We start from the raw sequence: 26,263 nt of genomic DNA, 5'->3' as shown, positions 1-26,263 counted from the left end.
ATAACCTTGACATGAAACGGAAAAAAGAAGCCCGTCAAAGGGATTGTCTTGTTGTGCGCGGGGGGGGCCGGGTCTTGCGCGTTTTCCTCGCGAGCGCCCTCTTCTTTTGCGACGGTTCGAGCCTTCGGGCCGGGCGTGACCTCTGGTCGGAGCGTCAAAAGGCGGTCCATGCCGCGCGGACGGCCGATGCCCCCGGGGGCCGGGTGTGGGAAAAACTGTCGGTGGCTTTTCCGCCCCTTGAAGAAGTGGCGCCTCGGCCCGGCCCCGCTTCCCCGGCGGGTCTTCCCGACTGGTTGGAATCCGCCGTGGGTCTCCACGCGGATCTGGGCGAGTTCTTCCCTCCTTCCGGCAAAGAACGCCGCGTTTTGATTCATATCCAGGACCTCCACGACGTGGAGGAGGCCCAACGGAACACCGCCGCCGTTCTGGAACAGTTGGCAAAAAGTTTGGGCGGAAAATCCGGACTTCCCGTGGGCGTGGAGGGGGCGGCGGGCGAGTTCCGCACGGAGGATTTCCGCGCCTTGGCGGCGCCCCGGGGCCTCCAACGGACGGCCAATCGGTTTTTGAAGGCCGGGTTTATTTCCGGCCCCGAATATTTCAGTTTGACGACGGAGACCCCGGTGCGGCTTTGGGGTGCGGAAGACGCCCGCGCCTACGCGGCCAACATCGCTTCGTTGACGCAGTCTATGGCCGGGCAAGCGAAAGACGACGCTCGGGTGAGCGAGGCGCGGCGGCTCGTCCATGGGTTGAAAGCCGTTCTCTATCCTCCCGCCTTGAAAGAGTTGGACGATCTTCGAACTCGCTATGAGGAGGGTTCGTTGGGGTTGGCCTCCTACGCTCGATCTCTCGCGGATGGAGCGTTGACGGAAATGGGTCCGAATCTCCAGGTCTTTTTGCGGGCGACGGCCGAGGAAGAGGTTCTCTCCGTGGCCCGCGTGGAGGAAGATCAAAAACGGTTTTTGGAGGCTCTCGCTCCCCGTCTTTCCGAGCCCGAGATTCGCCGATGGATGGAGGCGGGCCTGGCCTACCGGTTGGGACGGGCGCCCTACGCCTCTTTTCATGCTGTTCTGAAGGACCTCGGAGGACGGCACGGACTTTCGCTCAACGATTACCCGGGCCTGACGGACTACGCGGCCTACGCTGCCAAAGCCGACGGTTTAAACCGCGCCGAACTTTGGCGGGAAATCGACGCCCTGGCCGAGGAACGTTTCAAGGCGCTTCGGACCACCCCCGCTTTGGAGGAATTGGCCGCCATGGACGCGGACCTTCGGTTGATCAAAAAACTGAACGATTTTTCTTTGTCCTCTGAGGAGTTTAAACGGTTCATCGAACGTCGAGAAACCCTCCGGCGCTGGTCCGAACGCGGGGAATCCCTCTCCCGTCGTGTGCCCGCTCGTTCGGGTCCTTGGCCGAATCTCGTTTCCGTCATGGACCGCCACGCGGGGTTTTACCGTTGGGCCGAGGAACGGAACGCCCCTCTCGTCAAAAACCTACTCGCCCGTTGGACGGGCAGCGGGCTGGCGGTCCTCGTGGCCGGGGGATACCACGCCGAAGGCCTCCGCCTCGAGGCCATGTCCAGGGGCCTCGGTTACATTGCTTTGATCCCGCGAGTGGCCTCGACCAAAAACCTTCCAGGATCGCTGGATTCTTTCCGGAACCACCAGCGGCCTTTGGATTGGTTTTATCGGGGGACCGGACGGGGCTTCACCAACCCCTCCTCACCGCGACCCTGCCCGTCGGCGTGGCCTCCGATCGGACATGGGAATTCCAACAGGTTTTCGTCTATCAGGCGCTCCTCGATCAGGCGGGCGAGTTCGGGGCCCTTTCCGAGGAAGAGGCCCGTCGCGCGGTGGAGAAAACCATTCACGCGGCCAGGCGGTTCGGAATGGATTGGCGCTCACCGCTCCGATTCAGGTCGAACGTCTCCCGTCGGGGAACGGCGCCTGCTCCTTTCCTTCAAGGCGACGGAGAGTGGAGCCGGACGGCCGGGAGGGAAGATGGGCCCGGGTCGGCATTTTGATTCCTGGGTCGCGCTTCCCGCTTCAGGAATGGCTGCCGTCGGAAAGGAAGGGGAGGTTCCGGCCCAGTCCGTCAGGGCGGTCGGGAGCGGGTCGGATGTCTTTGAGAAAATAATTTTAATTTTTGTGTCTTTATCGGAAAGGGGGAATGTTTTCTCTCTCGTTTCCAGGGATCGAATCGCGACCGCGCTTGTCCGCGTCCTCTCCGGGGTGGGGAGGGCCACGGCGACGGCGGCCCGGGTCGGGGCCACCGCGCTGCAACGGACGACCAGCTGGCTAGGGTTCGGTTGGGTCGCCCGGCCAACGGCTCGGTGGGTGGAGTCCCTTCAAATGGAGGAGGAAAGGCGTTTTCGAGATTTGGCTCTTCAGGCGGAACCGGGGGCCCGCGCTTCCCTCCTTTATCGTTTGGCGGAAGCCCATGCCTACGGGGATATGGAGGAGGAATGGCAGATCTCTCTGCTCTCCGCGGCCAAGGAAATCATCAAGACTTCTCCACTCCTCGCTTTTCAGGAACCTCCCGTGGCGGAGCTGTCTCCTGACCGGACCACGCTGAATCTTCGCCTGGCCATCGGCGGGAAACCCGTCGCCCTTCGCCTTCGGGTTTCCAATGCGCGCGTCTTATTCGAAGAGCCAGGCGAACATTCCCTTTTTCAGATTTCGCAGGCGCTCGAGGAAGGCGTTTACGACGTGTTCATTCAGCTTCCCGCCTTGGCCACGGCCGGAGAGGTGCCCAACCGGGTTCTGGCCCGGGCCCTCCGGGAAGTGGTCGAACGGGTCGGCGGAGCGACGGCGGGGGAGGCCCACGCGAGAGCCCTGGCCGTTGATCCACGGGGGGAACTGTTGAATCGGAAGTTCCTTCAACTGCGTTTGCTCACTCCACCGCTGGAGAAGCTGGACAACCGAATTCTTGGTTTGGGCCGGCGGCTTCCCGTTCTTGGAATTCCAGCCGTTCGAAGCGCGGAAGATTGGCGGGTTCAGTTTTTCACATGGCTGAAGAACCCGGAAGGAACCCCGCTTTTTGTTAAACCCGAGGACCTTACCACGGCGGTGTCGAACGGGGGATTCGCGGGGTTCGCCTGGGGTTTGAATCCGTCCGGCGGGTTGAACGCGAGCGAATGGAATCCGGCGGCGGGTCTGGAAAAGCCTGGCCCTTTGACGGAGGCATTGTCTCGAGGGGGGGGCGCCGAGGGGGCGGCCCAGACGTGGGCGGCAACAATGACGCTTCTCCATTTGAAAGAAAAGATAGCGGTCTTGGATCTATTTTCATCCTTCATCGGAGCGCGGTGGGACCTGCGAAGTTATTGGCCCGGTTCTAAAAGCCGCGCGGATCTGATCGACTTATCGAGCGATTTGGTGTTAGGATATCTGAATTCCGTTGGGAGGGAGAGCGGTCAACTGGCCGCGCTCCAAACCGGTTCGTTCGCTTCGGGAGATACGGAGAATCGGCGGAACGCCTTGGCCGACAGCATTCGTGACTGTTTCGCCCCCGCGGCCCAATCTATTATTGGATTGCTGATGTTGACGGGCGTCCGGTTCGGGAATCCCGGTGACGTTCCGACGGGCGAGTTCGTCCGTCACTTGCTCCGCGTGTACTGCGCGCGATTCGAAGAGGGGTTCCGCCGCATGGCTCCCTTGTCAACCGCGGACGCCGTGGCCGCCAACCCAGGCACCGCCGACCGTTGGGCGGTCGGGGTGTTCCACCTGACCTCGCCCGTCGAAACGTCGCGGGAAGCCGCAGAACTTTTGGCGAACCTCATGGAACGGGCCCGCGCCCCTCAAGGGGGGGCGGCCCGGGTCATGGCCCTGCTGGATTTTGAAGGAGCCGAACGTCTTTACCCGGAATCATCGAGCCTTCTCTCCGCCCTTCGGACGCGGCTGGCCGACACTTTTCCGGACACGGCGGAACGGGCCGCGGCGGATCGGGCTCTCCTGGCCCTCGACGCGTTTCACCTCGCGCGGGCCCGTGATTTTGAGCGGGACGGGAAAATCAGTTTGGACCGGCTCCTGAGTCAGGTGCGGAGAGATTGGGCTTCCTCCGGAACGGTCCAAATCTTCACCGTGGACCGGGACCGGATCCTCGACGACGTTAAAGAGGAGCTGATGTCCTGGGTGCTGTATCTGTTGGTCCCCCAGGGGCTGATCCGCGTTTCCGACTCCATGGAAGCCGCCCGGTCGGCCGAGCGGATCCGCGCCTTCATCCGGCAAAATGCTTAATTGAAGTAACTACTCAGGTCCAGACGTTTCTCCCTCTCCCGTTCGCGGGAGAGGATCGGGGAGAGGGTGGGGATTTCCGACGGGTGACCAGCAGGAGACCTGAGCCGTTACTAATTGAAATAAATTCGCTACAATGGTTTCAACCTTGGCGAAGGAAGGAGCCCTATGACCACTCACACCATTAGTTTGATCCCGGGCGACGGCACCGGGCCCGAAATTTCAGCGACGGTTCAAAAAGTTCTCGAGGCCACGGGCGTCAAAATCGCCTGGGACGTGGTGGAAGCCGGAGCCGATGTCGTTGAGAAATACGGGACGCCGCTTCCCGAAGGCGTTTTGACGTCGATCCGAAAAAACAAAGTGGCTCTGAAAGGCCCGTTGACCACGCCCATCGGCACGGGGTTCCGTTCCGTCAACGTGGCGCTCCGCAAAGAGCTGGACCTCTACGCCTGCCTGCGCCCCTGCAAGTCCTACGTCGGCGTCCGCTCCCGTTTCCAGAACATCGACCTGGTGGTCGTGCGCGAAAACACCGAAGACCTTTACGCCGGCGTGGAATACCAAGCGGGGTCCAAGGAGGCCCTGGAGATCATCGGCTGGGCCAAGGGAAAGATTTTCCCCGACGCCGCCATCTCGATCAAACCCATCTCCCGCACCGGGTCCGAACGCCTGATTCAATACGCTTTCGATTACGCCGTTCTTCACAAGCGCCGGAAAGTGACCGCCGTGACCAAGGCCAACATCATGAAATACACGGACGGCCTTTTCTTCGAGGTGGCCCGGGAGGTGGCGAAACGGTATGAGGGAAAAATTGAGTATGAGGAACGGCTGATCGACAACATGTGCATGCAATTGGTTCAAAAGCCCGAACTCTACGATGTGATCGCCCTGCCGAACCTGTACGGCGACATCCTGTCGGACCTCTGCGCGGGCTTGATCGGCGGGTTGGGCATCGCCCCCGGCGCCAATATCGGCAAAGGCCTCGCCCTCTTCGAAGCCGTTCACGGGTCCGCTCCCAAGTATAAAGGGATGAACAAAGTGAACCCGACGGCCGTGCTCCTCTCCTCCGTGTTGATGTTGGATTACATCGGGGAAAAAGCCGCCGCCCAAAAGCTGGAGGCCGCCATCGCCGCCGTTATCGCCGAGGGCAAAGACGTCACCTACGACATGAAACCCCGCCCCGACGACCCCACCGCCGTGGGCACTAAAGAAATGGGCGACGCGATCATTCGGAAGTTGCGGGCATAAGCATGGCGAAAGAAATTTCTTGCGTGATCGTTAAACCCGACGGGGTGGGGAAGTCCGTGGTGGGAAAAATTATTGACCGGTTGGAAGGGGAAGGGTTTCGCCTGCTCGCGGCGCGGATGATCCGGCCCACGGCGGAGCGGATGGGCGAATTCTACGCGGAACATCGGGGAAAGCCTTTTTACGAGGGACTACTGAAGTTCATCACCACGGGCCCGGCCGTCGTGACGGTCTGGGAGGGGGAAAATGTTATTTCACGGGTGCGCGCGCTGATCGGCGCCACCGACCCCAAGAAGGCCGCACCGGGGACTTTCCGCGGCCAGTGGGGAACGGACAATCGCCGGAACCTCGTTCACGCCTCCGATTCTCCTTCCTCCGGCGCCCGCGAAACCGCTTTCTTTTTTACTCCGGAGGAACTGGCGCCCTACGACCCCGCCCTCTGGTCCCGCCCCGAGTTCGCTCCCCCTTCGGCCTAAACGGAAACCACCTGGATCTTGGGGTCCAGCATCCGTTGGAGAAGGTTTTGAATGGCGTAAAGCGTTCCCGCCGAAGCGCTGGGACAACTGCCGCAGGCTCCTTGGTAATGAACCGTGAGGACGCCGTCCTGATACGCCAACACTTCCAGTCCGCCTCCGTCTCCCGCCAGCGCGGGCCGGACATTTTCGTCGATGATCTCTTCGATCTTGGAAAGCATCTCATCGTTGGAAACCGACGGGCTCGCGGGGGCCGGGGCCGAGGCGGCCATGGCTTGGGCTTGGGTTTCAATGACGGCGCGGATGTCGGATTCCATGGCCGGCCATTCGCTGCCGGGAACCTTGGTCACCGTCACAAACCGGTCCAGAAGAAACACCGAGGCCACGGGCCCCGAGGCGAAGAGCGCTTTCCCGAGCGCGTCGTCCTTGGCCGCTCCGGGGTCCTCAAAAGATTTCGCCCCCCGTTCCACCAGCCGAGCGTCCGTAATAAATTTAAGTGCGTCCGGGTTCGGCGTGCCTTGCACCTCCACGACTTTGACCATGGCCCCTCCTCTTGCCTTCTGTCCGTCCATTATAGCAAGGGAAGGACGGACCGTCCACGCGAACGCCGGCCCTGGCCCTCGTCGTCTCAGCATCTCCCTTTTTTATCGACGGTGTTGTATAATCATTCCCGCGAAGCCAGTTTCGCCTCTCTTTTGGTGGGTATAGCTCAGCGGTTAGAGCGTCCGGCTGTGGCCCGGAAGGTCGCGGGTTCAAATCCCGTTACTCACCCCAATATCGAAACCCCCCACCGGGGTCGGAAGGCTCAACGGCTCACAGTCGTTGGGTCTTTTTCTTTCCCGATTGAAAGCGTCCGGTCCCATCCCAACAGTCGTCCCCCTCCGGCATCCAACCCCCGAACCGGTCGAATTCCCTCCGTCTGCCGCGCGGAGCGCGGATGTGGAAGAAGTCCACTCCATCGGGCTTTTTCCGTCGATGGCGGGGGCAGAGTCTCCGTCCCCTCCGCTCGTTCGACCCCCGTCACTTTCCGATTCCCGGTTCTCCAAAACGAAGTCCACCCGGATACTCTTTTTCGAATAGTGAATGCTCCTCAGCCCTCGCCGAACAGCAAGGGCTTTTTCAATCCCGGTTTTGCGCGCACATGCCTTTACATATGCCTTTAGGTTTTTTTGAAGGTTTTCCGGGGTTATCTTGTAACAATCTTGTAGCGGTTCAAATCCCGATTCTGGTCCGGGGCCGGTTTGATTTTGAAGGGAAAAAACTAGGTTTTTAAGGTGTTCGGTATCCAGGGAAATCCGTAACAGGTTCCTATAAACCATGTCGTGAAGTCGGTCCGCTCCGATCTGTTTGGTCGAGCACGCCGTCTTTCCATTGTGCCCCACGCTGTTACACCGGTAGTAAAAATATTTCCTCACGCTGGTCTTGTTCCTCTTGTGGGTAAACGCGACGCTCATGATGGATCCACATTCCTTGCAATGGATGATTCCGGCGAAGGGCAGATGATTGTCCGGATTTGGCGGGAGCCGAGGGGCTTCGTCAACGAGACGCTGAACATGCGCGAAAAGATCTTCGGAGATGATGGCTGGATGACGTCCAGGATGAATTTTCTTTTTATGGACGATCTTTCCCGCATAGACAGGGTTTCGCAACATACACCAAATGGTCGAGTCAGAAAATGAGTTTCCTTTGCGGGAAACGATGCCTTTCTCTTTTAGTGCCCGCAAGATGGCCCGGATGGATCGGGTTTTTACGTAGGTTTCAAAAATGAGTTTGATATGTTCATTCCTGGGCGAGTCAAAGACGAGCATTCCATTTTCCGTCTTGTAGCCAAACGCAGTACAACCGCCCGAATGGAGCCCGCGTTTCACGCGCTGAATGAGCTTGTCTTTGACCCGCTCCGAAATTAATTCCCGTTCAAATTGGGCGAAGGTGAGCATAATATTTCGGAGGAGCCGACCGGACGGAGTGGATGTGTCAAACCGTTCTGTGACGGAGATGAAGCCGACATTGTGGGCCTCAAAAAGTTCGATCAATTGGTAGAAATCTCGGGGGGAACGGGTGAGGCGATCAATTTTATAAGTAATCACCATATCCAAGAGGCCCGCTTTTACGTCGGCAAAAAGCCGTTGGAGACCCGGACGATCGGTGTTGGCCCCAGTAAATCCGGGGTCAGAGTAAACCTTCGCTAAGACAAATCCATCCTGGCTGGCGATGAATGACTGAATGCGGTCCTCTTGGGCCTCACAAGAGTTAAACTGGACCTCCATTTGTTGATCGGTTGATACGCGTGTGTAGACGGCACAACGAGTTATTTTCTTTTGAGAGACTTCGGAAGTGGTCAAAGATTTCTCTTGCATGAGGTTCCTCCAATGGGTAGGATCTAAAAAACCTACAATGAACTATATAATAGATAATACTCTTTATTATATTAATCCGTCAAGATGAATACGAATCTAGCGGAAAGCTTAAAGCGTTTGCGGAAGGCCCATGGCCTGACGCAACAGAAGCTCGCCCAAGAGGCGGGCGTCTCGCTCATCGTGGTCACAAAAGTAGAGCAGGGTTTCACGAAAGACCCAGCCATGTCTTCCCTGGTCAAAATCGCCGATGTTATGGGCATTTCCATTGACGAATTGATTGGGCGAACCATCCCGCGACATCCCAAAAATTAAACCAAGTCGGCCACGTCGATGGGCCGCAACGTGGCCCGTTGGCGTGGCCGCTTTATATGGCAATCTTCCGCCGGGCCGGGGGGCGGGCCGATGAAAGAGTTTAGGGGCTTTTGGATTTCGGGCGCGAAAATCCCTTCGGCGTTTGAATTGCTTTTCCCCTCGCCCCGGATGGGGAGAGGCCGGGAGAGGGATCCATCGGAGGGTTGTCCCTTTCCCCAGAGGGGAGAGGGAGGACAGGGAGAGGGCTCCTAATGGGGTTGGTGTGCGCGCGGGGTTGGGATTGAAAAAGCCCTTGCGGTTCGGCGAGGGCTGAGGAGCATTCACTATTCGAAAAAGAGTATCCGGGTGGACTTCGTTTTGGGAGAACCGGGAATCGGAAAGTGACGGGGTCGAACGAGCGGAGGGGACGGAGACTCGGCCCCCGCTCGACGGAAAAAGCCCGATGGAGTGGACTTCTTCTACTCCGCGCCGCGCGGCAGATGGAGAAAATTCGACCGGTTCGGGGGTTGGATGCCGGAGGGGGACGACTATTGGGATGGGACCGGACGCTTTCGGTGGGGAAAGAAAAAGACCCAACGACCGTGAGCCGTTGAGCCTGTCGACCCCGGTGGGGGGTTTCGAAATTGGGGGTGCTTTTAAAAATTTGAAAACTATTCCCCTTGACTTCCCAAATGTAGCCCATTCCTATTGGGACAATTTCCGCCTGACGGGAGAATATTACATTAAACCAACGCGGTTGACCCTGTAGCATGGGCTTCCAGCCCATGTGGTTCTGTCGTGCCCCTTTATCGTTCCGAACGGATCGACGAACGTGATAAAGCATTTTCCTTCTCCCGTCCGTGGGAGAAGGGTCGCGTGTGCCAGTGGCACACGTTAGCGACGGGCCGAAAAGGCCCCGGGTCCGAAGGACACCGAAGGGACGGATGAGGGGCGGTTTTCCGTTGACAATTCCCTCTCCCGTTGGCGGGAGAGGGCCAGGGAGGGTATAAACCGGGTACACTGGTAACAGAATAGACCGGGCACATGGGTAACAGGTACAACAAAGGGCAAGGAGGGACACACCTATGCCCTGGAGAGAGACCTACCCCATGGAAGAGCGATTGAAATACATTGGCGATTGGCTGAAGGATGAAGAGCCCATGACGGATCTGTGCCGGATCTACGGCATCAGTCGAAAAACTGGGTACAAGTGGATTGAACGGTATCAGACGCATGGATTGGATGGTTTGAAGGAGATGAGCCGAGCCACGCATAGCCATCCCAATCAGACCCCCGCGTTGACGGAAGAAGGGCTGGTTCTGTTTCGGCATCAGCACCCGCATTGGGGGCCGCGCAAATTGGTCCATCGGCTAGGAAATCCGGCCAAACGAGATTTGGCCGGCGGTGAGCACAGCGGGAGCGATTCTGAAGCGCCACGGGCTGACGAAACCGCCACGCCGCCGAAAACGAACGCCGATTTTCGCAGGGAATGTGCGCTCCGGCTTGCCGCCCCAACGACGTATGGGCTACGGATTTCAAGGGATGGTTCCGAACACGGGACGGCGGCCGGGTGGATCCGCTGACGATTACGGACCTGGCAAGTCGTTATTTGATCGAGTGCCGGGCGCTGACATCGACGACGGGAGACAACGTTCGTCCCTGGTTCGAAGCGGCTTTTCGGGAGTTCGGTCTGCCCTGGGCGATTCGATCGGATAACGGACCGCCGTTCGCCAGCGTGGGATTGGGCGGGCTGTCGCGGTTGTCGGTGTGGTGGATTCGGCTGAGGATCATTCCTGAGCGCATTCGACCCGGCCATCCGGAAGAAAATGGGTGCCACGAGAGAATGCATCGAAGTTTGGCGGAGGCGACGGTAAACCCGCCGGAGAAAACAGCATGGCGCAACAAGGATCGTTTTGCGTTTTCCGAAAGGAGTTCAATGACGAGCGGCCCCATGAATCTTTGGGAATGGCAACGCCCGCTCGGATTTATCGTCCGTCGGAAAGAACCTATCCGCTGAAGCTCCCGGAGCTGGAATACGGAAACGGGTCGAAGTCCGGCGCGTGAGGTCCAACGGCGAGATCAAATGGGGTGGCGACTTTGTATGTGAGGCGAAGCGTTGATCGGCGAGCAGGTGGGTTTGCGTCGTGTCGATAACGATCGGTGGACGATTCATTTTGGCCCTGTTCCTTTGGCGATGTACGATGCGTCGAACAAACAATTGCAACCTTTTGATTCAGTAAAACTGTCACCCATGTGCCCGGTCTAAAGTGTTACCTATGATCCGGGTTGCACAGAGAGGGTGGGCGCGTTTGACTTCGGAGGGGCCGGGAAGCGCGGGCTGCATTTTTTTTAGCCTCAATTTGTGCCCGCTATGCGGGCGCCACACCGCACCGCTGTTCTCTCCACGTTCACGTCCAATGAATGGGACAGTAAGCAGGACAAGCCCCGGCCTTTGACCTGGCGGGGGCCACGGTGTCCGCGCTCGAACCACCGGCCACCGAGAACCCAAGCGACTTTCCTCTTCATCGAAAACAGACCCCGCCACAAAAGAAGAGCCCCAGCAATTTCGGGCCGGGGAGGAAGCTCGGACCTTGGTTGAATCGCTGGACGGGAAAGAATGGGGACCGCTCCTCTTTCGGTGGATGAAGACGACTGTTCGCCAGGCCACCCACGGCGGCGGACTGCGCGCCTGTTAAACGCTGACGATTGATTCGTCTGCCGTTGGGGTGACAAGCGGGCAACCCAACACGCGAAGAAACCCGCGCTGAAAGAACGCCCGTCGCGGCGCATTAAACGCGCCGCAACTCCTGCCTCCGAATCCGACGTTTCCGCCCCGATCCACAGGAAAAGCCGCGCGGCCTTTCTGGCCGCGCCCCGCTGGCTCCGGTGGATTCGTTCTGGCGGAGCGGTTCCGCCCATTGCTCCGGTCGGGGAACGGAAACCCGCTGACGGTTATTTCGTCGGTCGCGGGAGATATGTTTCCCGCTCCGGTTTGCGGACAATCCGCGCGCTGGACGAACGCCCGTCGCGGCGCATTAAACGCGCCGCAACTCCTGCCTCATCCGACGTTTCCAGCTCCGGTCCACGGAGAAGCCGCGCGGCCTTTTGGCCGCGCCCCGCTAAGCTCCGGTTGATTTGTTCCCGCCGGACCGCTTCCGCCCATTGCTTCGGTAGGGGAACGGAAACCTGCTAACGGTTATTTCGTCGATCGCGAGAGATATGTTCCCAGCTCCGATTTTCGGGAAATCCTTGCGCTGGACGAACGCCCGTCGCGGCGCATTAAACGCGCCGCAACTCCTGCCTCCGGTTCCGACGTTTTCCGCCCCGATCCACAGGAAAGCCGCGCGGCCTTTTGGCCGCGCCCCGCTGAGCTCCGGTGGAATCGTTCCGCCGGAGCGATTCCGCCCCTTGCTCCGGTTGGGGAACGGAAACCCGCTGACGGTTATTTCGTCGGTCGCGGAGATATGTTTCCCGCCCGGTTTGCGGAAAATCATTGCTCCGAACGAACGCCCGTCGCGGCGCATGGTTTCCGGACTAGCGTCCTCCAACCAGCCCTTCGGGCCCAGGGCCTGTTCGGCCCGCGCCAACCGTGTGCCACTGGCACACGGCGCCCTCGCCTCCCTCGGCTCGGTCATCAAACGCGCCGCAACTTCTGCCTCCGGTTCCGACGTTTCCAGCTCCGGTCCACGGGAAAAGCCGCGCGGCCAGAGGCCGCGCCCCGCTTCCGCCCCGGCCCCGCTCTGCGGGGCTCCACCTCCCGGCCCGCCGGTCACCTATCGGCTTCGCCCTTTCTTCCCGCGCGCATATTAAGTATTCCTCTTCCTTGCCGTTAAACAGCGTCCCGTCGTTGGGGGCTTGGGTGCACACGGGGACCGTGGGCACCAGGCCCCCGCTTTTGGGACATGTCTTGGTCTGCCAATGAGTCTTAGCGACCAGGATCGCCGGTTTTGCTACTAAGCGATTCTTGGCAACCTCCCCACTTTTTTTTATCCAACAATCATGACTTTGTCACTCTCAATCCAGATCATTCCCTGGCCTGCAGTTGGCTCAATTAAAATCAAAATAGCTCGCTCTGGGTCGAACGTCACGTATAATGACTGAAATTTCTAGTCCGTTGCTCCGAACCATTCCCTCCCTCCCAACGGCGCGTGGATCGTTGTTCGCTGTCATGGAAACCTCCCCTGGGGTTCAAATTCACCAAACCCTTATTTAGTATAACTGCTATCAGTTCTATTTGTCAATGGGTTTATTTCTGGTATGTTACCTCCGTGAGAAAGATAAAATACGACAAACGGAGTGGATTCGGTTTTTACAAGGGAAAGGGCCTGGGTAAAGCTCTGCTCATCCATCTTTCGGTGGAAACCCACAAGAAACTTCGACATCGTGCCTTTATGAAAGAGCTTTCCATTCAAAAAACGGTTCGCCATATCATCGAAGAAGCCGTAAAAGATGAGCTCCTTTCTTAACCCAAAAATTTTAGGTGACCGACTATTTCCGTCCACGAGGGCTGGAAATTTCTGTTCCGTACGCTGTCGACGGTAGCCCCGCGCCAACCATTGTTCCGTTGAGTGGTAGGTGTTTAAGAGTGGCCAAGACCGAAGGGTCAAAGCGCATACCGGATTCTTTCTCTAACTCTCGGATGGATTCTGCCCAGCCGGTGGCTTTGCGGTAAGGACGATCGGTCGTGAGGGCGTCCAGTGCGTCAGCCACGGTGAGGACGCGGGTTTCCAGGGGGATAGCCTCTCCGGCCAGGCCGTCCGGGCGGCCCGCGCCGTCAAACCGCTCGTGATGGGAGCGCACCATAAGGGCGGCATCCTTGAGAAATGGCAACCCCTCGATGATCCCGGCGCCAATCAGGGAGTGGGCCTCCATCCGGACGCGCTCCTCTGGTGTAAATCCGCCATTCTTGTGTAGCAGGGCGTCGGGAACACCGATTTTTCCCAGATCGTGAAGGAGGGCCGCCCAACGCAATCGCTCTCGGGACTCCCGGCCTAGACCCAACACTTCCGCGATGGCGTCGGCATAGAGGGCCGTTCGGCGGGAGTGTCCTTCGGTGTAGGGGTCCCGGGCCTCCAGGGCGCGGGAGAGGGCTTCAAGCGTCCTTCGGAAACTTTCGGTCAGCGCTTCGCGGGCGCGGCGCTGGCCGTCGCCCAAAAATCCCGCCAGAAGGCCACACCCCGCCACGGAGACAAAATCCGCCGTCAGCTCCCGGGCGGAGAGTCCGTGCCGAAACCCGACCAACGCCACGAGAACCGAAACGAACGCCGAACGCCACAACGCCGCGCTTAGCCCCGGCGTATCCCGATGATGAGCGCCACCGCCATGACGGCCTGCACGAAATAATGGAACAGTTCCATCCGCGCCCTAGCCGCGAGCCATGAAAGGGCGGCCACGGCTAGGATGACGTCTTCCCATGCGAACGCCCTCGACTTCATGATGTCCCCCGAAAATATTTTTCTGGTCGGAGACAGAAGCGAAACCGCCGGATAAGTTCACTCCACCTTATCTTCGTTAAATTGTCCCCTAATAACTAGGCGCTCCTTGTAAAAGCAGAGGCGCGGTTTTAAAGAGGCGTATTTCTCAATCGGAGCGCGTTGAGAATGACGGAAACGGAACTGAAACTCATGGCCGCCGCCGCGATCATCGGGGAAAGCAGGAGACCGAAGAACGGGTAAAGCAACCCCGCCGCCACGGGCACCCCCAGGGCATTGTAAATGAAGGCGAAAAAAAGGTTCTGCCGAATGTTCCTCATGACAGAACGGGAAAGGCGGCGGGCTTTGGCGATGCCGCGCAGGTCGCCTTTCAGTAGCGTTACCCCTGCGGATTCCATGGCCACGTCCGTGCCCGTCCCCATGGCGATTCCCACGTCCGCCAAAGCCAGGGCGGGCGCATCGTTGACGCCGTCCCCCGCCATGGCGACGACGTGACCCTGACGTTTCAATTCCTTGATGATCTCCGCTTTCGTTTCAGGCAGGACGCTCGCCCGTACATCGTTGATCCCCAACTCTCGCGCCACCGCTCGAGCGGTGGCCTCATTGTCGCCCGTGGCCAAAAGCACACGCACGCCCATGCGGTGAAGCAGGTCCAAAGCTTCCGGTGTGGACTTCTTCACGGTGTCGGCCACGCCGATGAAACCGGCCAGTTGGCCCCCCTCTGACAGGAACATGACCGTCTGCCCTTTCTGCCGCGAGGCCCCCGCCTTTTCCTCCCAGCTCCCCAGGGAAATGTTTAAGTCCTTCATGAGCGCACTGTTCCCCAGGGCCACCACAACGTCTTTCGTTTTTCCACGCACGCCTTTGCCCGTCACGGAGGCGAAATCATCTACGGGGAGGGGCGCCGCGCCCTTTTCCTCGGCGGCTTTTAGGATCGCCGACGCGAGCGGGTGCTCGCTGCCCTTCTCCAAACCGGCGGCCAAGGCCAAGAGCGACCGTTCGTCCCGTCCGTCCGCAGGAACCACGGAAACGACGCGGGGTTTTCCCTCGGTCAAAGTCCCCGTTTTGTCAACCACCAACACGTCGATTTTTTCCATCCTCTCCAACGACTCAGCGCTCCGGATGAGAACCCCTTCCAGGGCCCCTCGTCCCACACCCACCATAATGGATATGGGTGTGGCTAGTCCCAGGGCGCAAGGACAGGCGATGATGAGGACGGACACTGCGGCAATCAAGGCATGAACCATCCGTGGCATGGGACCGAACACCGCCCAGAGGATGAAAGAGATTACCGCCACGCCCACCACCACCGGCACGAAGACGGCCGATACCCTGTCCGCCAGACCCTGGATGGGGGCCCGGCTCCGCTGGGCCTCCGACACCATCCGCACGATACGGGAAAGGAGCGTCTCGGCACCTACCCGCTCGGCCCGGATCACCAGGCTTCCGGTACCGTTCACCGTACCGCCTGTGACGCGGTCGCCCGGGGTCTTCTCTACGGGGAGCGGTTCCCCCGTGACCATGGCCTCGTCCACTGCGCTCCGCCCTTCCGTCACGATCCCGTCCGTCGGCAAGTTTTCCCCCGGCCGCACGCGCAAGCAATCACCCTTTTGGACCGACGCCAACGAAATGTCTTCCTCACGTCCGTCCGCCAAGAGGCGCCGGGCCGTCTTGGGCGATAGGTTCAGCAGCTTCTTGATGGCCTCGGATGTCCGCTGCCGGGCGCGGAGTTCCAGCACCTGCCCCAGGAGCACCAGGGTGACGATGACGGCCGCCGCCTCGAAATAATGAGCCACGCGCCCGCTTGTATCCCGGAAGGTGTCCGGGAATATCCCCGGAAAGAAAACAGCGATGAGGCTGTACAGATAAGCGACGCCCGTCCCCAAGGAGATCAGGGTGAACATGTTGGGGCTGCGGTTATGGATGGACTTCCACCCTCGGGCGAAGAAGGGCGCCCCACCCCACAGGACCACAGGCGTGGCCAGCAGGAACTGGGCCCAACCCCAGACCCGTCCGGCGGACCCGGCGAAAAAATGGTGCAAGCCTGGAACGGCCATCTCACCCATGGCCGATAGGAAAAGGGGCAGGCTCAAGAGGGCCCCCACCCACATCCGTCGCGTCATGTCCGCCAGCTCCGGATCCGGCTTTTCCTCCGCCGAAACGGCCATGGGCTCCAACGACATCCCGCACTTTGGGCAAGTTCCAGGCCCGTTCTGGATAATCTCGGGGTGCATGGGGCACGTGTACTTACCGTCGACACCCCCCGGGATCATTTCGGGATTAAATTTTGCGTCCTGCCCCTCCGGCGTCGGAGGAGGTTTGGACACGATTGTGCAACAGACGTGATCTTTCATGGGGATCTCCTCATGCTTTCCGCGATCGATGGTTTCATCTTTTTTCGTTTGGGGGATGGGGAGTGGCCACGGATGGTGGGGCGTCCCGAAACTCGGAGTGTCGGATTTGACCGCCGGCCTGAGCAATCCACCCGGACGCGGCGAAAGAGGCGATGGAGAAAAACAGTGTGAGCCAAGACACTCTTTTTTCCCAAACGGGACGTTTCCACGACGCGGCGAGGGCGGCCAGGGCTGAAAAAGTCGTCAAAGTAAAAAGGCCCTCGAAACGCTCGGCACGGGCCACGTGAAGATCCAGCCACGCTTGGGCGTCGCCATTGGACATGGCATAGACCCGGTCGTACCCCTTTTCCCCGAAATGAATCGCCACCCATGACATAACGCCCATGAGAACAAGCCAACATAGCGCCCCTCTTCGACCCTCCTTCGATTTGGCCAGAAGGCCCCACGCCAAGGCGAAGGCCCCAGCCGCGAGGCCCTCCACGGGCCAATGGTTTAGCACGACGTGGAGGTACTCCGGTTGTTTCAAGTGGTGGAGGATGAGAGAGAGGTCACCCATGATGAATTACTGGGTGATTTCGGCGTTCTCAATCATGCTGATCCCGTCACGACTCACGAGCTTACCCTTGACGGTGACGGTCTTAGCGGCGAGGTCGGCGAGTGACGAATTGATCGGCTTATGTTCGCCGACCAACAAGTAAAGTTTTCCGTCCTCCGTCTTGAGTCCCACGGGAAGCCCGCTTGTAATGCATGTTTTGGCGCATTCCGCGTGCTTGGCGCCGGTGGCCCCGTGGTCGAGATAACACACCATATCGACGATCTCCCCTTTGACGCTGACCGAGGCGGGCGTCGCGGTGTCTTTCATTTCCATTTTTTCCATCATCTCGTCGTGCATCCCATGTTCGTGCGCGGCCAGGGGCAAGACAAACGACAGGGCGCCGAGCCCGGCGATGACAAACTTTCCCATTGTTTTTCCTCCTGTAAAAGATTGCAAATCAACGGAGAGGCCCGCTTCTCGAAATAAACGGGAAGCGGGCCTCTCCGAAGACGGTTACTTCCCCTTTTCTTCGTTCGCTTGCAGTTTGTGCCAAGCGGCGAAGGAACGGTATTCGCTTTGCAGTTTTGTCGTGGCGGCAATGATGGCGTCGCAGTGCTTCTCCATCTTCTGCCGGGTGGACGCCGGTGTTTTATCCGTCATTCCCGCTTTCTCCATGGCCTTGTGCTCGGCAATCACCGCGTCCAGGTCGGTGGCTTTCTGTTCGTAAGCCGCCGCCTTTTCTAAGTGACTGGTAGCGTCGGCGAACAGTTGCGGCGCAAACCCCAAAACCCCCGCAATGATACCCACGCCAAGAATGGCGCTTTTGAGTCTTTTCATGGTTTGATTCCTCCTAAGTATTTTGAACTGCTCTGAACGATAATGCTCTACTGCAAAAAATGATGGCCCTTCCCACCTTGAGTTAGACTCCTTACGGGTGAGGAAGGCAACAGGCCGCCCTGATTTTCTTTCCGGTGGACGTGTTCGTTGTGGATAAAGCGATTTGGAAATCCGACAAGCGATAGTCCGCCCCCATTCCCATTTGGTCCGATGCCGCTTTCAAGACCGTTTGCAAATCGGACCACGCAACAGAGGCCCCCTTATTAACGGTAAACCCCACGACGCCCGTTTTGGCGTCCACCGTGACGGTTGCGATGCCAGGGACACCGCCCATCGCCTTCTCTATAGCTTCAGCGCACCCACCACACACCAGTGATTTGGCCTTCGCCGAATAACGGCCCTCGGGAAGGACGGGGTCATCCGCGTGCCCCCTTTGGGTTGTGGGCGATGCCCCAAACACAGCCCCCCCCACGACTACCACCGACAACATGCCAATCATCCGTATTTTCCACATGCTCATGATCCTCTCCTTCTATGTGCTTTAGGTTGAGATGCCGGGGGCGGAACCAGGCAGTTTTCGCAGACTGCTTGTGTTAAGGAAGTGAAAAACGATTTCCTTTGTTCTGGCGTTAAAACAGAACGCATTTCCCAAAGATGCCGCACAATCCGATGTTGTTGTTGAGATTCTAAATCTGCCACCTGGTCCACGTAGCGGTCTACCTGGTTTTCGTCGGCATTGTCATCCCCTAACACACCGCACAGAGCCACCCGGGCGTCTGCCAGTTTCATTTGGAGAGGTTCTAAGTCCTTCTGCAAGGAGGTTTCCAACGGGATGAGGTTCGTTTTTTGTTCCTCTGACAAATGGAGCTGGTGGATCCAACGGTGGGCGCCGGTCATGTCCAACGATTTTACCGTCGGATGAGCGCGGCAACAAGTCAACATCATGTAAGTGGAGCCCAGGGCGATGGCCAACACAGCGAGAGCCCCCGCGCTCCATAGAGTCAAGCGTTTTATCGTCATACGTTCCCCCCGGGCGTTCGTCCTTCTTGGAAAATGTGTTCAACAGAATTTTGTGGGTAGGGCGAGAGGAATCGATTCAATGCGATTTCCGTTGTCGTGACCGTTCGATGGCGGAGTTTAAACAGGTGGGCCCCTCCGGCGACTCCCAATAACCATAGGACAAAGAACCCGGCCAGCGCTGGGGCTAAAGGAAATCTTGAGAAAAGGCCTGTGCGGCCCCAGGCCCGGGTTTCCTGTTCGCGCACCCGTTCCCAAAAGTGCGCGCGGAAATAGGCGGACGGCTGGACAGTTTCAAGAACATCAAGCATTTCCCAACTGGACGAGAACAGGCGGGCTTGCTCTCTGCATTCTGGGCAAAGTGCCAAATGGTCTCGGACCCCCAAAGCTTCGTCTTTGCCAAGGGTGAGATCAAGGTATTCCGGTAGCGCTTTGACCGCATTTTTACAGTTCATGGTTTCGCTCCTTCACCCCTCTATACACCGCAGGCTTTAAAAAGTTGCGGTAGTTTTTGGGGGAACGGGATGATTTGGAATAAATTGTTTCAGATCGTTTTTTAATGTTTGACGGGCGCGAAAGAGGAGGGATTTTACGGATGACACCGAAATCCCCATGGTTTGGGCGATCTCCTCATTGGACATTTCTTCAAACCGGGCGAGGACCACCGCCGTATGCTGATTCCCCGGCAACCGGGAAAGGACAGATTGAATGTGTGCGGCCAAATGGTGTTTCTCGACGATCTGCTCCGGGCCCGAATCCCATCGGTCCGGCACGTCAAGGGGGATCGATTCGTCACCCCCCTCATCGGCGGAATGGAAAAGAGAAACCAGGGGATGGCGTTTTTTCTGGCGCAGACGGTTGGAGATCAAACGTGAGGCAATCGAAAATAACCAGGGACGAAAGGGGCGGGAAGAATCGTAGCGGTCCCTCGCGCCATGAATACGTAGGAGGACTTCTTGGGCCGCGTCTTCGGATTCTTCTCGGGAAAATAAAAATCGGTGGGCGAAATTAATCAGGTGGGTGGAATATCGGTCGAATAAAATTTCAAAGGCGACCCCGTCCCCCGATTGAAACTGTCTCATCAGGGATTCGTCGGTATCACCTTCGACATTGCCGCGCGGTTGGTCTTCCATTGTTAACCGGGATTTCCCCCCAACCTACAAACATTTAGGGGGGGGATTTCATGCGGCCCGATTCTTTTTGCCTTTACGGAAAATTCATTCTACTCACAAGAAGATTCTGACAAACCTACCAGAGGGTGTCAATTTCTGAAATTCCAACGGGGCGAATTGCCGGACGTTTCATTTTCTGGTATAAATTGAGTCATGTGGAAATGGGTTTCTCTTCTTGTCTGTCTTTTCATCGCCCATAATGTCGCGGTGGAAAGCTTTGATCTCGATTGCTCGAAAGATACGTCACACGGAGTTTCCTGCGGCGTTCTTTGCCACAACCACAACGTTCTTCCCTCGGCCGGCTTGGCCGCGAGGCCAGCGGTTCTTTCTTTAAATCACGCTCCTGTCTTGAGGCCTCTCTTCGTTCAGCACCTGTTCGATAAGTCCCTCTTTCGTCCTCCCAAAACGTCCTCCTAAATAATTTTTCCACTATTGAACGCTCCCCCACGGACATTCGTCCGGTGGACATTCGTCCGTGCCAAAGGGGGCATCCCCTCTCGTCGTCATATTCGTTGAAGGAGTATCGCATGAAACGATTTCGATTTTTTAAGCGTTTTTTTATTTTTATTTCCATGGCCGGTTTTTGCGTTGGCGCGGTTCCGGCCCGCGTGGTCGCGGGGTCGGAGAACGTCCCCCCGTCCAATTTCTCGCTATCAGAGCTCGTGTCCCTCGCCCTTCGCGACAACCCTCTGCTGGGGTCCGAGAGCGCACGGATCGAGGAGAATGTTCAGTCCGGCGCCCAGGCCAGGACGTGGCCGGGTTTCTCCCTCGACGCTTCCGGCGGGCGGAAGCGGGTGGGCCCCGCTAGCGGGCTCCGCTACGAGGTGGGCGTCTCCCAGCCGCTCCCGCTCTTAGGGAAAATGGGTCTGCGCGGAGGAATCCTTGACCTGGAGGCGGAAGCCTGGCGCGTGCGGCGCGGGGCGACGGAGATTGGCGTCACGCTGACCGTCATCCAGTCCGCCTACGAATATGTCGTCAACCGCCGGAAAGCGGGTTTTGCCGAGCAACGCCAGAAACGTTTTGAGTTAGTTCAGGATTACTTGGCGGGCCGGGAGTTTTCCACGCCACAGAAAAAAGCGGAGAGCCGTATCGTGCGCAACCGCTTGAACGCCCTCACGTCCGACGCGGTTTTGGGCCAGGCGGGGGTCAAGGTATCTTTGGAAAAACTGAAAGTGCATGTGCCGCTCGAACCCGGGGCTGTGCCAAACGTAACAGTCCCCTGGTTGGTGGGGGCGAAAACGCTGGATGAGGCGGCGTGGTTCGCCAAAGCGATTGACCGGAATCCTGACCTCCTTCTTCAAAAACTGGCGGTCAAGGGCGCGGCGTTGGAGAAAACGCTCGCTTCGCGTGAGGGTTTGCCGGAACCGTCTCTGGGAGCGTCTTATGAAGAGGCCCGAGCGGGAGAGATCGAAAAAACCATGGGTTTGGGTCTGAGCCTGGACCTACCGAGCTGGAACCGAAACCGGGCCGGGGTTTTGAGCGCGGGACAAAAGCAGACCGCTGAGGAAAATAGGCTTGTCTTTGAGGAGCGGAAATTTAAATCCGACCTGGCGCGGCTCTTCGTGGATTACGAGGCGGCCCGCCGCGTAGCCCAACAGTATCCGGAAACGCTTCCGGTCGAGCTGGAGACACATATCCGTGAGGCGGAGCAGGGCTTCCGTCGGGGGCAGGTGGACCTCCTGACGTTCCTGGAGCTGGACGATTCTGTTTCCGAAACATTTGGGCGGGTGCAAAACGCACAGCGGGCTCTCGCCGATGCCTGGACAGCGATCATGGCCGCCGTCGGCGAGCGGGACGCGCTGGCCCTTCTTGCTTCGTACTAGGAGACTCTCATGACACGCTTACTGGATTGGGTATTTAAGAATAGACTGACGGTCGTCCTCTTTTTCGCCTTTGGAGCGGGTCTCGGCCTCTACGCCGTGGCCCACACGCCCGTGGACGCGGTGCCGGACATCACGCCGGTCCAGGTAGTGGTCAACACCAAAACCGGCGCCTTGGACCCGGAACAGATCGAGAAGACCGTCTCTTTCCCCATCGAGACGGACATGAGCGGGATTTCCCGTGTGAAGGACGTCCGCTCCCTCTCGAAATACGGCCTTTCCCAGGTGGTCGTGATCTTTGAAGACGGAACCGACATTTATTGGGCTCGCCAGCAGGTGGGCGAACGGCTCCAAGGCGTGGCGGGCGAACTGCCCCAAAACCTGTCGCCTGAACTTGCGCCCATCAGCACGGGGTTGGGGGAGGTCCTCATGTACGCGGTTTTGGCTAAACCGGGCACGGCCCTCGCCGCCAAGCCCGAAAGAGAAAGACTGCTCGCCCTCCGCACAATTCAGGACTTCGTCATCGCCCCCTACATGAAACGCGCTGTCAAGAATGTGGCCGAGGTCGATTCCACGGGCGGTTACAAGAAGGAAATCCATATCGAAATCCATCCGGAACGCTTGGACCGTTATGGCCTGACCATCGAGGGGATCGCGGAGCGCCTCCAAGGACTGGGGGAGAATTTCGGCGGTGGGTACATCCAGCCCAAAGGACGGCAGGTGATTGTCCGGGGATCGGGACGGCTACAAAGTTTAGATGAAATACGGGGGGTTCCGATTAAGCTGGACGTGCAAGGAAAACCAATCCCCCTCTCCGCCGTGGCGGATGTTCGGGAGGCGTACGCCCAGCGGATGGGAGGAGCCACGTATGACGGGGAAGAGACGGTCCTCGGCACGGTGTTGATGCTTTCCGGGGCCAACTCTCGCCAGGTGTCCATCGACGCCGAGCGGGCGTTAAAGGAGGCCCCCCTGCCGCCCGACGTTCGGTTGGAGTCTCTCTACACCCGAAGCTATCTGGTCAACGCCACGCTCAAAACTGTGGTCAAGAATCTGGCGGAAGGCGCGGTGCTGGTCGTCGCGGTCCTGTTCTTGATCTTGGGCAACCTGCGCGCGGCGCTCTTTGTCTCTCTGGCCATCCCCATCTCCATGCTTTTCGGGGTCATCGGCATGCGGGTCTTTGGCGTCTCCGCCAGCCTCATGAGTTTGGGCGCCATCGACTTCGGCCTCTTGGTGGACGGCGCGGTGGTGATGATCGAGAACATTTTGCGGCGCCTGGAGGAACACGAAGGCGAACTTGCGCCACGGGAGCGTCTTCTCTTGTTCCTGGACGCCGCGAAGGAAGTGGTCAAACCGGTTTCCGTCGGTCTTTTAATCATTATGCTGGTCTACGTGCCCATCCTCTCTTTGGAAGGGATCGAAGGCAAACTCTATCATCCCATGGCCGTCACCGTGCTCATGGCCTTGGGCGCGTCATTGTTGGTGGCGGTTCTGCTGATGCCCGTCTTGGCCTATCTGTTCCTGGAAAAACCGAAGAAGGGCGGCAAGGACCGAATTTACCGCGGCCTCTTAGCGCTCTACCGGCCAACGCTCAACGCCTGCCTTAAACGGCCCGCGCTGGCGTTGGTCCCCGCGGCGGTCCTCCTGGTGGCTTCTGTCTTGGTGTACCAACGGCTGGGATCAGACTTCATGCCGCCTCTCGATGAGGGAGACATGGTCGTCAACTTCACGCGGGAGTCGGACATCGGCGTGGACGCCTCGCTCCAGATGCAAAGGCGGAGCGACCGGGTTATCGCCCGGTTCCCCGAGGTTGAGCGCGTTTTTTCTCGGATCGGGACACCCGAATCCGCCACGGACCCCATGGGCGTTCATCTGTCGGACACCTTCGTCATATTAAAGAGGGACGTTTGGCCCAAGGGGCCCAACGGGAAACCGCGCACCAAAACGGAATTATACACAGCCCTTAAAGACGCTCTGGAGACGGAAGTCCCCGGCCAGGAGGTCAGCGAGAATCAGCCCATCGAGATGCGGTTCATGGAGATCATGGAGGGAAGCAGGGCCGACGTGAGCCTGCGGATCTACGGGAAAGAACTGCCGGTCTTGATCGAGCTCTTGGAAAAATCCATCGCTGTTCTGGAGAAAATCCCCGGCACCGACGAGGCGGAAATGGACGCCCTTACCGCGCTCCGCAAGAGCCCGGTTTTGAGCGCCCGCCCCAACTACGCCGCCATCGCCCGTTACGGTCTGGACATCCACAGCGTCAACAGCCTGCTCGAGTCCGCCATGGCCGGCAAGGAGGTGGGCAGTTTCTACGAGGCACAGTGGCGGTTCCCCATCGTCTTGCGGATGGAGGAGGAACATCGGGAGAACGTGGAGACCATCAAATCCCTGCCTGTCGGGATGGACGGAGGGTCGGTTCCACTTTACAAGGTGGCCGACTTCGAGAGCAAAGACGAGGTCACCACCATCGCTCACCACTACAGCCAACGTTACGCGGCCGTGGCCGTGTTTCTGGGCGAGCGCGACATCGCCAGCTATGTGGCGGAAGCCCGCGCCGCCATTGAGCGGGAGGTTAAACTGCCCGAAGGCTATTCCATGAGTTGGGGCGGCCAGTTCAAAAACTTGGAACGGGCCCGGAAACGGCTTGGGGTCATCGTTCCGGTAGTTCTCCTGGGGATTTTGGTTATCCTATGGAGAACCTTCGGTACCCTGCGCCAGGCGGTTTTGGTCTACACCTGCATTCCCCTGGCCATGACGGGCGGCATCTTCTCCCTCGCTCTCCGAGGAATCCCTTTGAGCGTCTCTGCGTCGGTGGGGTTCATCGCGCTCATGGGCATCGCCATCTTAAACGGCATGGTCATGCTCGAGTTCTTCAACCAACTCCGAGAGAAAGGGCTCGACGCGGGCACTGCCGCGCGGGACGGCGCCCTGGTCCGGCTCCGACCGGTGGCCATGACGGCGCTGGTCGCAAGCCTGGGGTTCATCCCCATGGCGCTCAACACCGGCATCGGCGCCGAGGTCCAACGCCCGCTGGCCACCGTGGTCATCGGCGGGCTCGTCACCGCCACTCTCTTAACACTGGTGGTGCTCCCCACCCTCTACAGCCTGGTGGAGAAAAAATCGCGCTCGAAAGAAATCGAAATCTAAGGAGATTATCTATGAAAGAGATCAAAGCCATCCTTCGCCCCTCCCTGTTGACACAAGTGATTATTGCTCTGAAAGAACACCCCGGCCTTCCAGGCGTGACGGTATCGGAAGTCAAAGGGTTTGGTAAGAGCCAGGCCAGTGACGCCACGGACAAAGTGGTGGTGGAAGCGGTGGCGTATGCCCAAAAGGTCCAATTAGAAATCGTGGTCCCAAACGACCTATGGAAAGAGGTGGTTGAGCTGATTGAGAAAACCACCCACACCGGCCGGCCCGGCGATGGAAAGATCTTCGTCTATGATGTACAAGAGGTCGTCAAGATCAGCGACGGCGAAAGAGGAGAGAATGCCATATAGTCTTGTCGGAGAGGCGGCGGGCATGAGCTTGGTTTCCGCGCGCCCGCGCCTGGGAGGGCACACCCATGTCTCATGACCACGCCGCGTCGGCGGGAGGGCGGAACAAGGAGAGGCTCCTGATCGTTTTCGCTCTCACGTCGGCCGTCATGCTTGCCGAGGCGGCGGGCGGATTCTTCACCCACAGCTTGGCTCTCCTGGCCGACGCCGCCCACATGCTGGCCGATGCGGGAGCCCTGGGCCTCTCCCTCCTCGCCATGCGCTTTGCGGAGCGCCCGGCCAACCAACGCAAAAGCTACGGCTACCACCGTGCCGAAATCCTGGCGGCCTTCGTCAACGCCTCCATCCTGCTCCTCATGTCGGTGCTCATCCTCATCGAGGCGTGGGAAAGGCTCCGCCACCCGCTCGAGGTCATGAGCGGCCCCATGCTGGGGATAGCGGTCGTTGGCCTGATTGTCAACCTCGTGGGGATGCGGCTCCTATTCCACGGGGCGAAGGAAAGCCTGAACGTCAAAGGGGCCTACCTGGAGGTCTTGAGCGACGCCCTGGGCTCCATCGGTGTGATCGCGGCCGCCGCCATCATGTGGCGCACGCGGTGGTACGCGGCGGACCCGATCGTAAGCGCGGCCATCGGCCTCTTCATCGTGCCCCGCACTTGGACGCTCCTCAAGCAGGCCGTGCACATCCTCATGGAAGGCGTCCCCGCCCACATCGATGTCAACGCCTTGGAGGCGGCCATGAAGCGCGTCCCGAACGTCTGCTCCGTCCACGACCTGCATGTTTGGACCATCACCTCCGGCTTCGACGCCTTGAGCGCTCACGTGGACGTGGACGACCCGGCGCGGGGAGACCGCATCCTCGCCGATCTGCGCCGCGTCTTGAAAGAGGAGTTCGAGATCAACCACACCACCCTCCAACTGGAAATCGTCCGCTGTCCCGAGGACACCCACTCATAACGGGCTGTCATAGGACGACGCCTTGACGCGGAAGACGGGGGCGGATATAATATA

General features: G+C 59.0%; 23 protein-coding genes and 1 tRNA gene. 12 read left to right on the top strand and 12 right to left on the bottom strand.

The genetic code is table 11. The features are described 5' to 3' along the window. Positions 1 to 11 precede the first annotated feature (11 nt). From IPP35_04900 to ndk, 3 genes are all read left to right on the top strand, one after another. The gene (locus tag IPP35_04900) at positions 12 to 4,232 is read left to right on the top strand and encodes a hypothetical protein (protein ID MBL0058440.1); all 4,221 of its coding nucleotides are present in this window, start codon (positions 12 to 14) and stop codon (positions 4,230 to 4,232) included. Positions 4,233 to 4,397: 165 nt separating this feature from the next. Further along, a complete protein-coding gene (locus IPP35_04895; protein MBL0058439.1) occupies positions 4,398 to 5,474 on the top strand; it encodes an isocitrate/isopropylmalate dehydrogenase family protein in 1,077 nt (358 codons plus the stop codon). Positions 5,475 to 5,476: 2 nt separating this feature from the next. Continuing rightward, the gene (ndk, locus tag IPP35_04890; GenBank protein ID MBL0058438.1) at positions 5,477 to 5,947 is read left to right on the top strand and encodes a nucleoside-diphosphate kinase; all 471 of its coding nucleotides are present in this window, start codon (positions 5,477 to 5,479) and stop codon (positions 5,945 to 5,947) included. Here the strand turns inward: ndk and IPP35_04885 are convergent. Then, positions 5,944 to 6,486, bottom strand: coding sequence for a NifU family protein (locus IPP35_04885; protein ID MBL0058437.1), 543 nt, complete (start codon positions 6,484 to 6,486; stop codon positions 5,944 to 5,946). The two genes, ndk and IPP35_04885, sit on opposite strands and share 4 nt — an antisense overlap. A gap of 156 nt (positions 6,487 to 6,642) precedes the next feature. Between IPP35_04885 and IPP35_04880 the strand changes: the two genes are divergently transcribed. Next, positions 6,643 to 6,718 (top strand) — tRNA-His (locus IPP35_04880). Here the strand turns inward: IPP35_04880 and IPP35_04875 are convergent. Beyond that, the gene (locus IPP35_04875; GenBank protein MBL0058436.1) at positions 6,697 to 8,301 is read right to left on the bottom strand and encodes a recombinase family protein; all 1,605 of its coding nucleotides are present in this window, start codon (positions 8,299 to 8,301) and stop codon (positions 6,697 to 6,699) included. The two genes, IPP35_04880 and IPP35_04875, sit on opposite strands and share 22 nt — an antisense overlap. An 84-nt stretch (positions 8,302 to 8,385) precedes the next feature. Between IPP35_04875 and IPP35_04870 the strand changes: the two genes are divergently transcribed. The 4 genes from IPP35_04870 to IPP35_04855 all read left to right on the top strand — a co-directional run bounded on the left by IPP35_04870 (position 8,386) and on the right by IPP35_04855 (position 13,058). Continuing rightward, positions 8,386 to 8,613 carry a helix-turn-helix transcriptional regulator gene (locus IPP35_04870; GenBank protein MBL0058435.1) on the top strand — a complete coding sequence of 76 codons (228 nt, stop codon included), beginning with the start codon at positions 8,386 to 8,388 and terminating at the stop codon, positions 8,611 to 8,613. Between the two features lie 1,064 nt (positions 8,614 to 9,677). Further along, positions 9,678 to 10,175, top strand: coding sequence for a helix-turn-helix domain containing protein (locus IPP35_04865; protein MBL0058434.1), 498 nt, complete (start codon positions 9,678 to 9,680; stop codon positions 10,173 to 10,175). Next, on the top strand, positions 10,082 to 10,609 hold the full coding sequence (locus IPP35_04860) for a transposase family protein (protein MBL0058433.1): 528 nt from the start codon (positions 10,082 to 10,084) through the stop codon (positions 10,607 to 10,609). Before IPP35_04865 ends, IPP35_04860 begins: the two co-directional genes overlap by 94 nt. 2,251 nt (positions 10,610 to 12,860) lie before the next feature. Continuing rightward, the gene (locus IPP35_04855; GenBank protein MBL0058432.1) at positions 12,861 to 13,058 is read left to right on the top strand and encodes a hypothetical protein; all 198 of its coding nucleotides are present in this window, start codon (positions 12,861 to 12,863) and stop codon (positions 13,056 to 13,058) included. Positions 13,059 to 13,080: 22 nt separating this feature from the next. On the opposite strand, the gene IPP35_04850 is transcribed toward IPP35_04855, so the two are convergent. The 10 genes from IPP35_04850 to IPP35_04805 form a co-directional block, all read right to left on the bottom strand. Further along, positions 13,081 to 13,869, bottom strand: a complete 789-nt coding sequence (locus IPP35_04850) for an HD-GYP domain-containing protein (GenBank protein MBL0058431.1) — start codon at positions 13,867 to 13,869, stop codon at positions 13,081 to 13,083. Between the two features lie 8 nt (positions 13,870 to 13,877). After that, a complete protein-coding gene (locus tag IPP35_04845) occupies positions 13,878 to 14,027 on the bottom strand; it encodes a hypothetical protein (GenBank protein MBL0058430.1) in 150 nt (49 codons plus the stop codon). A 128-nt stretch (positions 14,028 to 14,155) separates the two neighbouring features. Beyond that, on the bottom strand, positions 14,156 to 16,378 hold the full coding sequence (locus IPP35_04840) for a copper-translocating P-type ATPase (GenBank protein ID MBL0058429.1): 2,223 nt from the start codon (positions 16,376 to 16,378) through the stop codon (positions 14,156 to 14,158). Positions 16,379 to 16,412: 34 nt separating this feature from the next. Further along, positions 16,413 to 16,934 (bottom strand): hypothetical protein, encoded by a 522-nt coding sequence (locus IPP35_04835; GenBank protein MBL0058428.1) that lies wholly within the window; start codon positions 16,932 to 16,934, stop codon positions 16,413 to 16,415. A gap of 6 nt (positions 16,935 to 16,940) precedes the next feature. After that, entirely contained in the window at positions 16,941 to 17,342 is a 402-nt protein-coding gene (locus IPP35_04830; GenBank protein ID MBL0058427.1) for a hypothetical protein, read from the bottom strand. A gap of 84 nt (positions 17,343 to 17,426) precedes the next feature. Next, on the bottom strand, positions 17,427 to 17,750 hold the full coding sequence (locus IPP35_04825; GenBank protein MBL0058426.1) for a hypothetical protein: 324 nt from the start codon (positions 17,748 to 17,750) through the stop codon (positions 17,427 to 17,429). A gap of 91 nt (positions 17,751 to 17,841) precedes the next feature. Further along, positions 17,842 to 18,270: a heavy-metal-associated domain-containing protein gene (locus tag IPP35_04820; protein ID MBL0058425.1), complete on the bottom strand. Its 429-nt coding sequence runs from the start codon at positions 18,268 to 18,270 to the stop codon at positions 17,842 to 17,844. Then, the gene (locus IPP35_04815) at positions 18,267 to 18,770 is read right to left on the bottom strand and encodes a Spy/CpxP family protein refolding chaperone (protein ID MBL0058424.1); all 504 of its coding nucleotides are present in this window, start codon (positions 18,768 to 18,770) and stop codon (positions 18,267 to 18,269) included. Before IPP35_04815 ends, IPP35_04820 begins: the two co-directional genes overlap by 4 nt. Next, on the bottom strand, positions 18,767 to 19,222 hold the full coding sequence (locus IPP35_04810) for a zf-HC2 domain-containing protein (GenBank protein ID MBL0058423.1): 456 nt from the start codon (positions 19,220 to 19,222) through the stop codon (positions 18,767 to 18,769). The genes IPP35_04815 and IPP35_04810 overlap by 4 nt, the downstream gene beginning before the upstream one ends. A gap of 36 nt (positions 19,223 to 19,258) precedes the next feature. Next, positions 19,259 to 19,849 (bottom strand): sigma-70 family RNA polymerase sigma factor, encoded by a 591-nt coding sequence (locus IPP35_04805; GenBank protein MBL0058422.1) that lies wholly within the window; start codon positions 19,847 to 19,849, stop codon positions 19,259 to 19,261. Between the two features lie 617 nt (positions 19,850 to 20,466). Here IPP35_04805 and IPP35_04800 point away from each other — a divergent pair. The 4 genes from IPP35_04800 (at position 20,467) to IPP35_04785 (ending at position 26,209) form a co-directional block, all read left to right on the top strand. Continuing rightward, a complete protein-coding gene (locus tag IPP35_04800; protein ID MBL0058421.1) occupies positions 20,467 to 21,762 on the top strand; it encodes a TolC family protein in 1,296 nt (431 codons plus the stop codon). Positions 21,763 to 21,771: 9 nt separating this feature from the next. Then, on the top strand, positions 21,772 to 24,903 hold the full coding sequence (locus tag IPP35_04795) for an efflux RND transporter permease subunit (protein ID MBL0058420.1): 3,132 nt from the start codon (positions 21,772 to 21,774) through the stop codon (positions 24,901 to 24,903). Positions 24,904 to 24,914: 11 nt separating this feature from the next. Then, a complete protein-coding gene (locus IPP35_04790; protein ID MBL0058419.1) occupies positions 24,915 to 25,256 on the top strand; it encodes a P-II family nitrogen regulator in 342 nt (113 codons plus the stop codon). Positions 25,257 to 25,321: 65 nt separating this feature from the next. Further along, on the top strand, positions 25,322 to 26,209 hold the full coding sequence (locus IPP35_04785; protein MBL0058418.1) for a cation transporter: 888 nt from the start codon (positions 25,322 to 25,324) through the stop codon (positions 26,207 to 26,209). Positions 26,210 to 26,263 lie beyond the last annotated feature (54 nt).

Source organism: Elusimicrobiota bacterium (assembly GCA_016721625.1).
In the GTDB taxonomy this organism is placed as follows: Bacteria; Elusimicrobiota; Elusimicrobia; order FEN-1173; family FEN-1173; genus JADKHR01.
This window is presented reverse-complemented; position numbering and strand designations above follow the sequence as displayed.